Here is a 14,552-nt window from a genome sequence, read left to right as displayed (position 1 = left end):
AAGTATGAAAAAGCTATTTTTGTATGTTTCAATGTTAGTTTTAACTTTTTCGTTAGTTGCATGTAGTTCAAGCGAAACTGGTGGTAGTGATGAGAATATTGTGATCTGGACACAGGCTGCTGCCGATCATCCTGAGGGGAAAATGTTTGCTGAACGAGTAAAACAATACAACGAGGAGCATCCTGACAAGCCTCAAGTTGAAATTCAAAACATTACACGTGCGGGGGCAGGATCTGGTTATATTGATAAGCTGAATGCAGCTATTACAGCGAATGATATGCCTGATATTTTTACATTAGATGGTCCTGATATTGCTGCGTACGTAGATTCTGGACTTCTTGGTGAATTAGACGATTATATGAGCGAAGGATTTAAAGAGGGATTTACTGAATCAATCATTGCTCAAGGTACAGTTGACGGAAAGTTTTACGGAATGGGCTATTCAGATTCAGGTGTAGCAATCATGTATAACGAGGATATGATGAATGCATTGCCTGAAGAAATAAAGGGATTAGTACCTGCAGCTGATGAGGATTGGACATGGGACCAATTCACTGAACTTGCTAGAAAGGTAGATGATTTTGCTAAGAATTCAGATGATCCTGCCTTTAAAGAATATGAAAGTGCAGTAAGCTTGTTATTGCCAGATATTACAGCAGGTGCATATGAAACAGGAACGTATTACTTTACACCATTACTATGGGGCAATGATACAAACATTGTAGATGAAGATGGTGTGACAGTCGATGGTGTATTAAATAGTGAGAAAAGTGTAGAAGCTTTAACGAAGTTTTCCAAGTTATTTGAGGAACCCCAGCTTGCAAGTGCATCTGAATCAGAAAAAGCCTTTCATTCTGGAAAAACAGCTTTATCTGTAAGTGGTTTCTGGTATGTTAGTGAATTAACAAGTAACTACCCTAATCTAAAATTCAAAACAGTCCGTTATCCAAAGATGAATGAGAGCTATGATGGCTTATACACTCCATCAGGAAGCTGGGCGTTTGTGAGAAACGGACAAGAGGAAGATGAAGAACGTATTAAGCAGGTTGTTGAAGTGATGGAATGGCTAAACAATGATGAAGCATCAGAGGAATATTATCACGCAAATGGATCGATCCCTACTCGTGTGAATTCTATTGATGTGATTGATACGAATACTGACAATCCTTATCATAATGAAGCTTGGTCGGTACTGAAATATCAAGTTGAAAATACAAATAAATCTCGTCCTGTTTCACCAGGATATCCGTACTTATCTGAAATCTTTGCGAAAGATGTCATTTTAAAAATCGGTCAAAATAAAACAACAGACCCTGCGACAATTAAAGAATACTTAGATGAAGCAGTGAAAAAGATTGATATAGAGTTTGAAAAATATAAAAAATAAATACCTGGAAAAGAGGTGAGGGTGCTGACCACACCTCTTCCATACCATAAAGACCTTGGGAAAGGGCCAAGCAAAAAAGGGTGTGATGTGATGAAAACAGTGAAAAATTTGGTGAAGATAAGAAATACAACAGAGCATTATCGAAATAGTGAGCATTATAAAAAAGGTGAAGTTGTTTCGGCATTTGGTTTTCTAACTCCTGCAATGGTACTTGCCATTTTATTTATTGTTTTACCTATCATTCTAGCTTTTACGTATGGATTTACAGATTACTATTTATTAAAACCTAATGATAAACAATTTATTGGCCTTGAAAACTTTAAACGAATGCTAACAGATGAAGTGTTGATTCAAAGCTTTTTAAACACCATTAAATTTGTTGTGTGTGTTGTTCCGCTTCAGCTAGCTATGGCGCTTGGATTAGCATTAATCATTAATAAAAAAGTGAAGGGAGTAGGCTTTTTCAGAACAGCATACTTTTCACCAGCTGTGTTGTCCCTCGTTGTTATTTCCATTCTTTGGACGGTTATGTTAAACCCAACCTCTGGATTAATCAATGAAATATTGGTGAATATAGGAATTCCGAAGCAGCCCTTTTTATCAAGTGCAGACCAAGCGATGTATACTATTGTAGTCATCTCGGCATGGTCAGGCTGTGGATATCAAATGATGATCTTCTTAGCTGGATTAAAAAATATTGATGGAAGCTTATATGAAGCAGCTGATATTGATGGAGCTAATGTGTTTCAGAAGTTTTTATATATTACCATTCCTTCATTAAAACCCATATTAATGTTTTTAGTCATAACAACAACGATTCAAGCATTCAAGCTCATTGTTCAACCGATGGTCATGACCGGTGGTGGACCTGATTACTCAACGATGACAATTCTCCAATATATCTATGAATATGGATTTAGACATCGAAACATCGGATATGCCAGCGCTGTTACTCTTGTGTTTACGATTTTCCTAGTGTTTGTTTCGATGGTGATTAAAAAATTATTTAGAGAGGAGCGGGCAGCATGAAGATTCTAAAGAAACTATTATTTTATATCCTTGCAACCTTAATTGCCCTACAATTTTTAATTCCTCTGCTTTGGATGGTGCTATCTTCCTTTAAAATTGACGAAGTAATTTACCGAGATATTGGGTCTATTTATGCGATCTTACCGAGGTTTTCTGATCTGTCGTTAAAATCTTATACAGAATTACTAGGGTTTTATAATATCTTTAAAAACGTTGGAAATAGCTTGATCTACGCGTCCTTAACAGTCGTGTTTGGGTTAACGATTAATTCCTTAGCTGGATATGCTTTAGCGCGATTTGTTTTTCCGTTTAAAGATTGGATTTTGATCTTTATTATTGCGTTAATGATTGTCCCGATTGAGGCAACCATTCTTCCATTGTTTTTAGTTGTCAACGAAATGGGATTAATCAACAGTGTTCCAGGCTATTTATTGCCATTTATCGTGAATGTGATGAATATTTTCCTATTTAGACAGCACTTTTTATCCTTTCCAGGTGAGTTGATTGAATCTGGAAAAATTGATGGATTAAGTGAGATTGGTTGCTTTTTCCGTATTGTGATTCCTTCAAGCTTAAATATGTATATCACAGTAGGAATCTTAACCTTCTTAGCCTCATGGAATGATTTCTTATGGCCGGTTATGGCGCTATCAAATGCAGACTTAATGCCGATTCAAGTGGCATTAAATGCAATCTTCAGTGATACGTATAATATTTACACAAGTCATATCATGGCTGCTTTAACAATTGTGACAATCCCGATCGTTATTTTATATATCATTTTCCAAAAATATATTGTGGAAGGCTCAATGCAGAGTGGAATTAAATAAGCGAGGTGCAAAATGAATAAAATACAAAAAGCAAATGACCATATCCAACAAAACAAAAACAAAGTCTCAAACCGTCCAATCTATCATTTTTCACCTGAAATCGGTTGGATGAACGACCCGAATGGATTTACTTTTTATCAAGGGAAATATCACTTGTTTTACCAATACAACCCCTACGATATTGTCTGGAGTGATATGCATTGGGGGCATGCCATAACAGAGAATTTCATAGACTGGGAATATCTCCCTGTAGCGTTGGCGAATGACAAAGCCTATGACGCTAATGGCTGTTTCTCGGGAAGTGCTATTGAAAAAGATGGAAAGCTCTTTATCATGTACACTGGTCATGTTGATCCGAACTTAGGCTTTGACAAAGTAGAATCAGAGATTGCGGAACGTCAGTGTATCGCATCCTCTGAAGATGGGATTACCTTTGAAAAGTATAAGCTAAACCCAGTGATCGGTGAAAAGCAATTACCTGAAGGTTATTTAATATGTGACTTTAGAGATCCAAAGGTGATGGAAGTGAGTGGTGTCTATTATTGTGTATTATCTGTTCGAAATGTTCAAAGGCGCGGCGAGATTATTATGTTCAAGTCGCTAGATTTAGTTCAATGGACCTTCCATTCATCCATCTTTCAATCTACCTTTGAAGAAAACAAATTATTAGAATGCCCAGATTTGTTTGCAGTCGATGGTAAGGATGTTCTTTTATTCTCTGAAATGCCATGTGACCCTGAATATGCAAAAGATGTACAAAATACAACAGCATATGTAATTGGCAAGATGGATTTTGAGAGAGGGATTTTCACCCCGGAACACAAGGGCTTGCTAGATTATGGGCAAACCTTCTATGCACCCCAATCAACAGAGGGGAAGGATGGAGAACGATTGTTAATTGGATGGATGCATAGATGGAACCAAGCAAACCCACCGAAAGAATATGGATTTAATGGGATGATGTCATTACCTAGGAAATTAAACGTGATAAACGGACAGCTTGTTCAACAACCGTTTATTGATACAAAGAACTATTTTTCTTCTTCTGTTATTGGAGAGGATGTTCAGTTTAGAGAAGGAGAAGAAATGCTCATTGAAGGTAAAACAACCGGCTTTTTGGAAGTCGTTGTACCTAAAACAAGTGGAGAACTCATAATTAAGCTCAATAAGAAAGAGGAAAAGTCAACAAATATCAAATTAGATGTTGAAAAAAATGTATTGCTCCTATCCTCAGATTATGGTGATGAAGGTAACGTAAAGGTAGAGGAACTATTGACAAACAGCAATGAAGATCTCAAGCTATCTCTCTATATTGACTTACATTCTATTGAATTATTTATAAACTCGGGTGAAAAAGTAGCTAGTTTTACGGCCTATGATCGGGATAAAGGGAAGGACATTATGTTGGTTGGTGGAGAAAGTACAGTGTTGAAGAAGGTTGTTTATGGAGGTAGGTAGATTCGAATATGATGAAAGGGAGAAATTGCTTTAAAGAGATATTAAAGGCGTAGAGCGTAAAAAATAAATGCTAAAAGTACTTTAATAGGAACTAGGGACATCTTTTATTTGTCCCTAGTTTTTTGTTGAGAACAACATTAATAGTCTCTTAAACTTCAATTATATTAATAAATTTCGCTTAAAAAGTGCTTCCTTAGGTTAGCTATCGCATTCCTCCGCCAAGCCTTCACAGCTGAAATTGATACTCCTTCTTCCTCAGCAATTTCAGTTGGTGTATTCCCATACAGACAGTAACCATTCACCCATTTCATTTGATTTTCAGTAAGGTGGGAAGAGAGCTCCTCAATCAAAATCTCCCAGAAAACAACTGAAGATCCATCATTACTAACTTCATCTAAATCCCAGAATTCCTCAACTTGTCTATCTCTTTCTCGCTCTGTTTTTTTCCTAGAAAGTGCCATTTTCATATGGCCGAGAATATAAGAATAAGCATAAGACTTAAATTCCCCTTTTTCCTCATTAAACCGAAGGAAAGCCTCCCATAAGGCAATACTTCCAACCTGATAATAATCCTCTTTATTTGTGTAAATGGACAATTTTTTCATAGCATGATAAATCATTGGTTCAAATTGTTGATGCACTTCCTCATAGTCCAAATCACTGTACACGTAAGAATCCTTCTTAAGAATGCATTCTTATTTTATTCCGCGGTAGCTTGAGAATAGCAAGCTATGACTCTAGTGGAAAATTGGCAAATGAAGCAGGTTGGGCGAGATTTAGTTCAGTTGCGGTGTACATTGCCTAGGGTATATTAATCACAATATGGAAGTATTTATGGAGGTGGTTACAATAGTATCCTTTTTGACTTCTGTCAATCCTCGAGGTTTGTCGAATAAATGCAAGAGAACCACCCTTGCTCATAAGCAAAGAGTGGTTCTCGGCATATACAATATGTTTCACACCCCTATCTAATAAAGAGGTTGCTCCCTTGACTAACAAAATTAAATTTTTTCAATAGCAGTCCTAATAAAATCCATGATCTTCAAGAAAGCAGCTGAAGCTCGGTCTGGGTCTTTATCTTTGATTGCTTGAAGCAGTTCTTCGTGGTATGGATAACTTTTGTCAAAAATATCCTGAATTCCAAATGGTTCGTTCCAGAATTCATGAAAGGTGTCCCAGACAGAGTCAATGATGGTTTTTAATAATTCGTTATTAGCGGCTTCATAGATGGTTTGATGAAATAAGGAGTCAGCCATGTTGGCTTTATCTCGTTCGTTATTTTCAATACATTGTACATAAACCTTTAAATGATGTTCCATTTTTTCTATTTCTTCACTTGTTGCTTTTTTTGCAGCCAGATCAACGGCTTTTCCTTCAAGTGCTGTCCTGACCTCTAATGCTTCTAATAAAAACTGCTTTTCATTGTCAATATCGAAGGATGTTTGGATTTGGAAAGGCTTACTGTTTCTTACGAAAGTTCCTTTGCCATTTAAAATTTCTAGAAAACCCTGTGATTCTAATAACTGGAGAGCTTCTCGGAGTGAGGATCTGCCAATACCTAATGTCTCAACTAATGTAGAGATCGGAGGTAGACGATCGCCTTCTTTGAGGTCCTCTTGCTTTATATATTCCTTTATTTCATCAGCGACTAATTCAGATAGTCTTCTTTTTTTAAAAGTTTTCATTTATATAGTTCACCTCTAAAGTATCTTGCTTTAAGTGTATAATAATCCCTTTTAATTATCCAACTAAAAAGGGTGATAATAAATCAGAATATTTAGTGCTTTCATACAGGTTGATAGTATGATAGTATAATTGATGAAAGGATGCTGGAATTTAGTAAAAGGAAAGAAGGTTGACTTACTTATGCTTCACACCGATGAAAAAATATGCACCCACTTTGGCGAAGATCCTTCACAACATCACGGATCCATTTCTCCACCAATTTATCAATCGAGCCTTTTCGCCTTTGATAGCTTCAAGGAATTTACCGAGGCTCAAAACTTGGAAAGGGAGCATTACGTTTATTCCAGAGGGGTGAATCCAACTGTTGAAATTCTCGAAAAAAAGCTAGCAGCACTAGAAAGGGGGGAAAAGTGTAAATGCTTCGGCTCAGGAATGGGGGCAATTAGTGCCGTTTTTTTCTCGCTTCTTGAAAGCGGAGATCATGTATTGTTTATCAATAATATATACGGACCTACAACCCAATTGCTGTCACATCTCAAGAAATTCAATATTTCCTGTAGTTATGTTGATCAGAATTTAAACAACATACATGATGCAATCCAGGACAACACAAAAATGATCTATGTAGAGAGTCCAGGAACAATGCTCATGAATGTAGTCGATCTTCAAGCTGTAGCAAATATAGCTAAAGAAAGGGGAATTATCACAGCAATTGACAATACTTGGTCAACACCGATTTTTCAAAAACCACTAACATTAGGATTTGATTTATCGATTCATTCACTAACGAAGTATATTGGTGGTCATAGTGATGTTGTTGGCGGAGCGGTAATCGGTAGCTATGAGTTAATTGATAAAATCTTTAAATATGGGTACCAACTAAATGGCTCTGTTTTAGGAGCAAATGATGCATTTTTAATTATTCGCGGCTTGCGAACGTTACCCATTCGTTTAAAGCAACATCAGGAAAATGCCTTGAAAATTATTGATTATCTACAATCAAAGCAAGAAGTAGAACGTATCTATCATCCTAGTATTGAGAAGGATAAGCCATTTCTGGAGCAACAAATGAAAGGGTTTACAGGACTCTTGAGCTTTGAACTCAAAGAAGCTAACTTCTCTTGTGTATGCAAATTCATTGACGGCTTGTCACTCTTCAAAATTGGTGTTAGCTGGGGAGGTTTTGAGAGCCTTGTTAACGCCCCAGTGAAGGCTAACAATGAAGAAATCTTAAAGCAACGAGGTATTTCACCAGGATTAATTCGACTATCGGTAGGATTAGAAGGCTCTGATCTTCAAATTAGTGACTTAGAACGTGCATTTCAACAGCTATAAAAAAATGTAGAGGAGAGTTGGTATATGAGTGAGGCTACGATGAAACGTCCTTCATTAGGGATGGCATTACTTCCTATTATTATTTCGTTAGTCATTTTTATTGGTGGTATCGGTATTTTAAAGTATCCTGCAGAATTAATGCTTTTATTTGCAGGAGTTGTCTTTACAATTTTTGCTGTTTTGAATGGACACAAATGGGATACGATCATCAGTGTAATGGGAGAAAAAATAAAAAAAGCCCTACCAGCTATCCTAATTTTATTTAGCATCGGGCTCTTAATAGGTACCTGGATGATCTCAGGAACGATTCCTTTATTTGTGTACTATGGTCTTGCGATTATTGACCCAAACTACTTATACTTATTAGCCTTCTTGGTGACGGCCATTGTATCAACCTGTGTTGGTACCTCTTGGGGCTCAGCAGGGACGATTGGTGTTGCGATCATGAGTATAGCTCAAACAATGGATTTATCATTGGCAATCACTGCAGGTGCGGTTGTCTCAGGGGCTTATTTCGGTGATAAATTATCTCCTCTATCAGATACAACAAATATGAGTTCCCTCGCTGCCGGATCTAATTTATATGAACATATTAAACATATGCTATATACAACCATTCCATCCTCTCTTATTACCATTATTGTTTTTACTATTGTAGGTTTTGGGATTGAACAAGATTCTACACAGCTAGCTAGTATTCAGGAAATGATGAATGGTCTTGATCAGTTATTTAACTTAAACATCTTCTTATTAATTCCAGCAATCGTCGTGATTGCAGGTTCTTTAATGAAAAAGCCACCACTTATTGTTCTATTCACCTCAGCGATTACAGCTTTAGTTCTTGCATGGGTCACACAAGGCGCATCCGTATCAAATCTATTTTCTTCAGCTGTTTCAGGCTTTCATGTTGACATGCTTGGTGAAAATACGATTAGTGAAGAAATGCAATCCTTACTAAACCGCGGCGGCCTTTATTCTATGTATAACGCTACCTTCTTTGTCTTTGTTGCTTTTTTCTTTGCTTCAGCCCTAGAAGTTTCTCAAGCCCTAAACATCATTCTAGAGCGTATCATCGTTCACCTAAAAACAATCGGCAGTATCACGTTCTCCGCACTTGTCACTGGCTTTGCGGTGATAAACTGTACATCAAACGCTCTTGTATCGTTTTTCCTAGTTCAAGATATTTATGGAAAAGTCTTTAAAGAAAAAAAGCTACATCCAGTAAATTTATCTAGAAATATGGAAGATTCAATTACCATAACAGAAGTATTAATGCCTTGGACCGTCTCCGGCGTATTCATGGCCACCACTTTAGGAGTAGGCAATTTTGAATTCCTACCATGGGCAATCTTTAACCTTGGTGGGTTCATATTCTCAGCATTATATGGATTCCTCGCACCATATACAAAAGGATTTGGTATTCGGAAGTTAGAGGAAGGTGGTTTTAAAGCAGCAGCCGTTGGGGATTCTAAGAATCTTCAACAATAGGAAAAAAGAAGCAAGGGAGCTCCCTTTGCTTCTTTTTAGTTGAGTGGGATGGTACTATATCTGGATTACTCTAAAATGTGCATAAAAAACAATATTTTTATCGTATCAAATTATTCTCAGTTCCTTATTACTCTTTTAAGCTAGAAGACAATCTTTCGGTCTCAAAAAAAGACTCATAGAGGTTCCTGATTTCTGGTTGAGTAATCGATTCAGAAACATATGAAATGAGAGATGGATCCTCAACATTACTCAGTTCTGAAAATAAGTAGCTCTTATTTCTTTTTCCTTTTATAGGCTCAATGTGTAGCCCCCAATTTTTGATAGCGAGCTCTAGAGTTGTAGAATTATAACGAACCAAATTGTACTGCTCGATGAATCTTTCCATTAACAAAGTAACAGTATCAAGCGAGTAACCTAATTCAAAAGCAATTTGCTTTTTTGTAATCTGATAGATTCCAATATGATTTGTACTTAAATTCGTTAGAAGATAAAGGTAAAAGAGCTTTTCCTCACTGTTCACTAAAGATGAATTCTTCCAAAAATCAGTATTTAACATTTGACCTGTTTTCATTTTAACCACATTCCCTTCTTCTCAATTATTATTTTCATAGACTATATATAGAAAAATGCAGAAATAGTAGCGTGTAATTTACAAAAAAATAAAAAATTCTATTTTGATTCATATGAATTCCAGCACTTGATTATGGCGATACAAGGATAAAACCTAAAAGAAAGTAAAAGGTTGTTAAAATCAACTTGCTATGCTTCTATTTTTAAAACCTAAGATCACCACCCCTAAAATTACAATGTCAGAAAATCTAACAAGTCATTTGATTAATAATTAGAAAATTCACTATACTTAGTCATGTTAGATTTACTCACATTTATTTGATTTGTATGTGGGTGGGTTTGTTAGTATTTAAAAATTGGAGGTAGGTTCATGTTAACGTCAACTACGGGATATATGATTTTACTTGTTTTCGGGGTGTTTTTTACTGGTTTGACAATTATTATGCAGCGTCGTTCGAAAACAAAGATGACAGCGGAGGAATTTAGTACGGCTGGGCGAAGTGTGGGAATTGGGCTAGCGAGTGCTTCAATCATTGCAGCTTGGACTTGGGCAGCAACGCTGATGATGTCTTCATCAACAGGATTTCAATATGGTATTAGTGGGCCTTATTGGTATGCGGCAGGAGCTTGTATTCAAGTATTATTATTTGCGATTGTTGCGATTCATTTAAAACGAAAGGCTCCGAAGGCACATACGTTTTTAGAGTTTATTGGAAAAAGATTTGATCAGAAAAATCATAAGTTAATGATGTTCTTTGCGCTTATGACAAATATTATTGTAACAGCGATGGTTATTTTAGGCGGCGCAATTGCTTTAAATTCATTAACAGGAATGAATGTTTATGTGGCGGCATTACTCATTCCACTAACGTTTACGATTTATACGATGATTGGCGGCTTAAAAGCATCATTTATTGCAGATTATTTAAATACGGTTATGATTTTTGTTATTTTAACGATTTTTGCAACTGTTGTGTATTTGAAGTTTGGTACAACAACAATTTATGAAGGGTTGCGCGCTTTACCAGAATCACAGCAAATGCTAACGATGGCTTCAGTACCGGGACTTCTTTTTGGAATGATAAATATTATTGGTAACTTTGGTACTGTGTTTGTTGATCAATCGTATTGGCAACGTGCGATCGCGAGTAAAGATAGTGCAGCATCGAAAGCATATATTTACGGAGGGATTGCATGGTTTTCGATTCCGTTTGCGATTGCTACATTCTTAGGGGTAACGGCAGCGGGACTTGGATTAAATATCACCGATCCGGATGCATCTGCACCGTTGATGGCAGCGGAATTACTAGGTAGCGTGGGTTCTATTTTGTTTTTAGTGATGTTGTTCATGGCCGTTATGTCCACAGGGGCAGCAGAGCTAACAGCTATTACAAATATTATTGTAACGGATATTTATCGTAAATCGATTAATCCAACAGCTAGTAGTGAAAAAACATTAAAGGTGTCACGTATTGTTACATTAAGCTTCGGACTTGCAATGGGTATTTTATCGGTTTTACTTTTTAATATTGGAATCGGTCTAGGCTTTGTGTATATGGCGATGGGGATCTTCGTAAGTGGTGCGGTTATTCCGTTAACAATTGGTCTCCTTTGGAAACGTGCAACGAACAACGGCTGTTTTTACGGGGCATTGGCTGGGATGGTGTCTGGTATTACGGTTTGGTTACTTTCTGCTAATATGCTATCAGGAGAAATTACAGTCGAATCACTAGGTCAACTACATGCAATGCTGTACGGAAATGTAACAGTGTTTGTTGTGAGTGGGGTTATCTCAATTGGTCATGCCTTAATTTCTAAACAGGAATTTGATTTTGAAGCAATGAAGGATCAATTCAAGAGCTTTGATGAAGAAGAGAAGGAACTTCAGCTTGCAACAGAAAGAGAGGTTATCTAATCATGGAAGATAAGCAATTGATGAAGGATGCCAAGATGTGCACGCGCTGGGCGCTCGGGTTAACGTTTATTCTGATCTTTGCTTTCCCAGGTATCATGTTTTTGACTGGCTACAATTATACACTGCAATTTTTCAAAGGCTGGACGTATCTTGCCTTTGCTTGGTTGATTATAGCAGGGCTTTATATTTCGATTCGGCCGTGGGTGGAGGTTTATATGGAAAAAAGAAAATAAAAAGAGAAAAAAGTAGGTGGTGCCAATTAACAGGCGTCACCTACTTTTTTACTACAATCCTCGAAGAAACCCAACCAATCTTCCCCGATGGTGTTTCCACCTTCAACCATCGTATTCCAGTTTCGTCGTATTCTTCCTCACCGAGGTATGTGACAACCTCTCCGGATGAGAAATTGCCAACAATTTTTCCTTTTAGGGATGGGGTGGAGCGGATGTTTCCGCCTTCTTTAAAGTCCTTTGTTAATACAAATTCAATTGGATTGATTTTTGCTGTGGCTTGGTTGACTCGACCAAGAATTTTGTTTTGTGTATCACTTAATTGAAATCCGAGCTCTTTTTCTACTTTTTCCGTTGTGACCCAATTGTCAAAGCGATGCCATGTTTCTGAGTAGGATGCGGTTGGATTGTTAACGACTGCGAGCGGTAGTAATATGGCCGACATAATGGCAGCAGTTCGTACAATTCGATTGGCTAAAATACTGTTTCTCTTACGTTTTCTTGAAAGGTCTTGTACCTTTGTTAGCCCCTTAATAAGCAGCGCAAAAACCTCTTCACTACCTTCAATCCAAACCGGAATATGATAGCTACCATTCTCTCTTTGTTTTGCTAAATATCTATGGAATCCGAGCATCACCGGATAGGAGAGCAGCTCGACTCCCTTTGCTAAAAGCATTGCCGTCCATTGAATGAGTCTCGGTGTTAGTCGGATGATGATCGGTCGCGCAACAAGTATGACGAGAAAAACAGTAAGACCAATTCGCAGCCATATGGGCAAAAGGGCTAAAGGGACCCATAGCCAGAATACTTGATTAATAATCGATTCCACTTATATGACTCTCCTTTTGTGACTCTCTACCTCTCGAGAGGAAAATATAGGTTCATTTTCGTCAGCTGTCTTCTTGCTTCAACCTCATCTACAGTAGGATCCAACAGCATTGTTCTGACCTGCTCCTGAACTTCCATTCGAAATCTTTCCTCATTAGCAATCCGATTTTTAATAATGTCAGCAGCAGCTTCATTTTTCTCAGCAATAAGCAGGGCATTAAAAAGGTTACCAGACTTAATTTCTTCTTGAATTTGTGACGCGATAAAACGGGCATCCTCAAGCTCGTATTCTTGCATATATCTTCGAAGCTCACGATCTTTGTCCACTTCACGGAACATTTTATCATGCTCCTGGTCACTGCTGCTTTGCTTCACAAGAACATTAATGTCAGAAACAACAATGCCAACCTGTTTAAGTCCGGTAACCATGGAAGAGTGCTCGTGAAGATCTTCGATATGCTTTTTCACTCGTTTAATATCTTCAATTGAATAATCTACAGTGATTTCTTCAAGCCAATATGGGAGCTTTTTCTTAATAAACGCAACAATCTCTCCAGCTCCTTGCTGCACGAGAGATATAGGGTCAACAACCTTGTAATCTATCGATAAATCAATCTGAAAGCTACGACCGCGGTCGAGTGATGGATACTCGCTTATATCTTTAAAGTTCTGGACACTCATATCGACAATATAAACTTTTGTATATTTACCTGCACGTAAATCACTTCGAGAAAGACGATCTCCGTTCTTAACAACCTCATAGTTACGCTCAGCATTTTCATAAACAAATGCTTGATTCATAGACGAAGCGGGCGGTTTTTCAAAAAAACTAAATTTAACGGGCTGTACTTCAATTAGATTCATAGTTAACCTCCTGTATTCGAAAGCTAGAAAAACTACCTTGAAAAGATGTATGATGCTCGTTCGAGAGTTATGACAGTAAGTTGTCCGTTAGACGGAATTATTATAGAAGTATTATACAGAAACAGAGGGGAAGTTCCAAGGTGGTGTGACTTATAAGGTTGTGAGATTGTGAGGGTTTTGTCGATTTTTGTAGAATCGCAGATAAATCGGTAAAATCGAAGATAAAACCTTCAGAATCGAAGATAAAGTTCCCAAAATCGAAGATAAACTCAAACGAACATGTTAAAGCGGTTTGTTTTTGCCTGTAGATCACTAAGTTTCCATGTTCCACAGCCCTAATTGCCCCTCAATTCCTCTATTATTCAAAAAAAAGAGGCTAACAGAAATCCTGTCAGCCCCAATCCTCATTATGAAAGCACAACATCCGCAACATTACGCTCTACAATCCTAGCTCCTTTCTTAGAAACAAAGTCTCCTCCAGTCGAGAAGAATATGTTCGCAGAAACGATCGTATCCATGACTGTGTTTAAAGCAGCCGTATCAACAGGTTCAATCGGTGAGTCGATGTTGATTTTAACTGTTTTGCCCTCTGTGTTTAAAAATTGAAGTTCTAACGTTTTCGCCATGATGTCACCTCCTTTCCTAATAATCTAGCGGAGCCTAGACTGTAAGCTGATGTGTGTCGCTACGCTCAACAAGTGTTAATGTTTCGGTTTGTAAGCTAGCAATTGCCTGTGCTACTTGAAGCAATTGATCTGGTGTTGCAGCTGTCTTCACGTTGTTGTAGCTTTTACGTTTAGTGATTGGTTTCCCGTTGATGTCCATCCCCATGTCGTAAATTAGGCTTAGGTTAGAATCTAAAATTACTTGATTTGCCATCCTGATCACCTCCTTTCACCCTCTATATATAAAAAAGGGAGACTTGGGTAGCG

Annotated in this window: 15 protein-coding genes; 8 read left to right on the top strand and 7 right to left on the bottom strand. The window is 37.5% G+C overall.

What is annotated here, in order from left to right:
- The first annotated feature begins 4 nt into the window (after positions 1-4).
- The 4 genes from D9842_RS18700 (at position 5) to D9842_RS18685 (ending at position 4,704) form a co-directional block, all read left to right on the top strand.
- Positions 5-1,387: an ABC transporter substrate-binding protein gene (locus D9842_RS18700; protein WP_121663819.1), complete on the top strand. Its 1,383-nt coding sequence runs from the start codon at positions 5-7 to the stop codon at positions 1,385-1,387.
- Between the two features lie 90 nt (positions 1,388-1,477).
- Positions 1,478-2,416, top strand: coding sequence for a carbohydrate ABC transporter permease (locus tag D9842_RS18695; RefSeq protein WP_121665130.1), 939 nt, complete (start codon positions 1,478-1,480; stop codon positions 2,414-2,416).
- On the top strand, positions 2,413-3,246 hold the full coding sequence (locus D9842_RS18690; protein ID WP_121663818.1) for a carbohydrate ABC transporter permease: 834 nt from the start codon (positions 2,413-2,415) through the stop codon (positions 3,244-3,246). Before D9842_RS18695 ends, D9842_RS18690 begins: the two co-directional genes overlap by 4 nt.
- A gap of 12 nt (positions 3,247-3,258) precedes the next feature.
- A complete protein-coding gene (locus D9842_RS18685; protein ID WP_121663817.1) occupies positions 3,259-4,704 on the top strand; it encodes a glycoside hydrolase family 32 protein in 1,446 nt (481 codons plus the stop codon).
- A 164-nt stretch (positions 4,705-4,868) separates the two neighbouring features.
- Here D9842_RS18685 and D9842_RS18680 read toward each other — a convergent pair whose 3' ends face one another.
- Together D9842_RS18680 and D9842_RS18675 are read right to left on the bottom strand one after the other, a co-directional pair.
- The gene (locus D9842_RS18680; RefSeq protein WP_121663816.1) at positions 4,869-5,372 is read right to left on the bottom strand and encodes a sigma-70 family RNA polymerase sigma factor; all 504 of its coding nucleotides are present in this window, start codon (positions 5,370-5,372) and stop codon (positions 4,869-4,871) included.
- A gap of 333 nt (positions 5,373-5,705) precedes the next feature.
- A complete protein-coding gene (locus D9842_RS18675) occupies positions 5,706-6,389 on the bottom strand; it encodes a FadR/GntR family transcriptional regulator (RefSeq protein WP_121663815.1) in 684 nt (227 codons plus the stop codon).
- Between the two features lie 181 nt (positions 6,390-6,570).
- Here D9842_RS18675 and D9842_RS18670 point away from each other — a divergent pair, with 181 nt between their 5' ends.
- Complete coding sequence (locus D9842_RS18670; RefSeq protein WP_121665129.1) at positions 6,571-7,725, top strand: trans-sulfuration enzyme family protein; 1,155 nt, start codon at positions 6,571-6,573, stop codon at positions 7,723-7,725.
- A 24-nt stretch (positions 7,726-7,749) separates the two neighbouring features.
- The gene (gene nhaC / locus D9842_RS18665; RefSeq protein WP_121663814.1) at positions 7,750-9,213 is read left to right on the top strand and encodes a Na+/H+ antiporter NhaC; all 1,464 of its coding nucleotides are present in this window, start codon (positions 7,750-7,752) and stop codon (positions 9,211-9,213) included.
- A gap of 127 nt (positions 9,214-9,340) precedes the next feature.
- On the opposite strand, the gene D9842_RS18660 is transcribed toward nhaC, so the two are convergent.
- On the bottom strand, positions 9,341-9,793 hold the full coding sequence (locus D9842_RS18660; RefSeq protein WP_121663813.1) for a hypothetical protein: 453 nt from the start codon (positions 9,791-9,793) through the stop codon (positions 9,341-9,343).
- A 360-nt stretch (positions 9,794-10,153) separates the two neighbouring features.
- Here D9842_RS18660 and D9842_RS18655 point away from each other — a divergent pair, with 360 nt between their 5' ends.
- On the top strand, positions 10,154-11,698 hold the full coding sequence (locus D9842_RS18655) for a sodium:solute symporter family protein (protein ID WP_121663812.1): 1,545 nt from the start codon (positions 10,154-10,156) through the stop codon (positions 11,696-11,698).
- 2 nt (positions 11,699-11,700) lie between these two features.
- Positions 11,701-11,931, top strand: coding sequence for a hypothetical protein (locus tag D9842_RS18650; RefSeq protein WP_121663811.1), 231 nt, complete (start codon positions 11,701-11,703; stop codon positions 11,929-11,931).
- 40 nt (positions 11,932-11,971) lie between these two features.
- Here D9842_RS18650 and D9842_RS18645 read toward each other — a convergent pair whose 3' ends face one another.
- The 4 genes from D9842_RS18645 to D9842_RS18630 form a co-directional block, all read right to left on the bottom strand.
- A complete protein-coding gene (locus tag D9842_RS18645; protein WP_121663810.1) occupies positions 11,972-12,757 on the bottom strand; it encodes an SH3 domain-containing protein in 786 nt (261 codons plus the stop codon).
- Between the two features lie 26 nt (positions 12,758-12,783).
- On the bottom strand, positions 12,784-13,620 hold the full coding sequence (locus D9842_RS18640) for a hypothetical protein (protein ID WP_121663809.1): 837 nt from the start codon (positions 13,618-13,620) through the stop codon (positions 12,784-12,786).
- A 407-nt stretch (positions 13,621-14,027) separates the two neighbouring features.
- On the bottom strand, positions 14,028-14,246 hold the full coding sequence (locus D9842_RS18635; RefSeq protein ID WP_121663808.1) for a DUF2922 domain-containing protein: 219 nt from the start codon (positions 14,244-14,246) through the stop codon (positions 14,028-14,030).
- Positions 14,247-14,280: 34 nt separating this feature from the next.
- A complete protein-coding gene (locus D9842_RS18630) occupies positions 14,281-14,499 on the bottom strand; it encodes a DUF1659 domain-containing protein (protein ID WP_121663807.1) in 219 nt (72 codons plus the stop codon).
- Between the last annotated feature and the right edge of the window lie 53 nt (positions 14,500-14,552).

Origin of the sequence: Metabacillus litoralis (assembly GCF_003667825.1) — a bacterium.
In the GTDB taxonomy this organism is placed as follows: Bacteria; Bacillota; Bacilli; order Bacillales; family Bacillaceae; genus Metabacillus; species Metabacillus litoralis_B.
Note: the sequence above shows the minus strand (reverse complement) of the source record. Positions and strands in the feature narration are given on the sequence as shown.